Below are 1,228 nucleotides of genomic sequence, written 5' to 3'. Positions count from 1 at the left end.
AGTCTCTACAAATTCTGGTGCTACTGTATCTTCTACTGTAATTACCTGAATATGAGTAGTCGTGTTTCCTGAACAATCTGATACGGTCCATTTTCTTGTAATTAAGTACTCTGAGCCACAAGCATCATCATCGCCACTAGTTACTTCACTTGGAATTACTGTTACTGAAGCATCACAATTATCGGTTGCTGTTAAAGTTTCCATTACTGGAATGTTATCACAACTTACTGTGATTTCTGCTGCTGGTAAAGTCTCCACAAATTCTGGTGCTACTGTGTCTTCTATAGTAAATTTAGCAGCAGTAGTATTAATAGTATTTCCACAAGCATCTTTAGCTGTAAAAATTACCTCTACCACTCCTGTAAAACTACATGTATATGTTAAATCTGTATAATTATTACTCCATGTTACAATACTACAATCATCTGTAGCTGTTGCTCCTCCATTACTAGCTAACCAATTATTTAATTCTGTTGTATTTCCTGAACCATCACATTCAACAATTTTATCAGACGGTTGCTGAGTTATTGTTGGTGGTGTTTCATCTTTAATTAAATATCCTGCTGTTGTAGTACTAAAGTTTCCACAATCATCTGTAGCTGTAAATGTTACTGTGATATAACTTCCGTCACATTTCACAGAGGTATCATCCCCATAATTATTAGTCCATGTAACACTACTACAGTTATCTGTTGCTGTTGCTCCTGCATTACTATCTAACCAATCTTGTAAAGTAGTTTCTGTATCTCCTACTCCACATTCTATGTCTATATTATTTTTATTTGTTTCGTCTATAATTGGAGCTGAATTATCTTTAACTGTTATAGTTTGAACTTTTTCAGTTGTATTTCCACAGTTATCTGTTAAAGACCATGTTCTTGTTATAATAACCTCTCCTATACATGAACCTACTGATTCAACATCACTATAGCTAGCATTTAAACTTGTATCACAATTATCTGACTCGTCTGTTACATCTCCTGTGATTCCAATATTAGCATCATAGGCACATGTATCATCCTTGTATATAGTAATATCAACTGGTACTGTAAATTCTGGCTTAGTTATATCAGTTACTGTAATGGTTTGGGTATGACTTACTGTGTTTCCACAATTATCGGTTGATTCCCATTTACGTACAATCTCTCCACAGCCGTCTACTACCGTGTTACTTACTTCAGTAAATACTACGTCTACTACTGTATCACAATTATCGGTTGCAGTGATG

General features: G+C 34.8%; 1 protein-coding gene. It reads right to left on the bottom strand.

Annotated features, from left to right (window positions below; all coding sequences use genetic code 11):
- Window positions 1–1,228 (bottom strand): HYR-like domain-containing protein (locus tag LCI24_RS16875; RefSeq protein ID WP_476691257.1); only part of this gene is annotated, 1,228 nt, incomplete at both ends.

Source organism: Tenacibaculum larymnensis (genome assembly GCF_028829235.1).
Lineage (GTDB): Bacteria > Bacteroidota > Bacteroidia > Flavobacteriales > Flavobacteriaceae > Polaribacter > Polaribacter larymnensis.
Note: the sequence above shows the minus strand (reverse complement) of the source record. Positions and strands in the feature narration are given on the sequence as shown.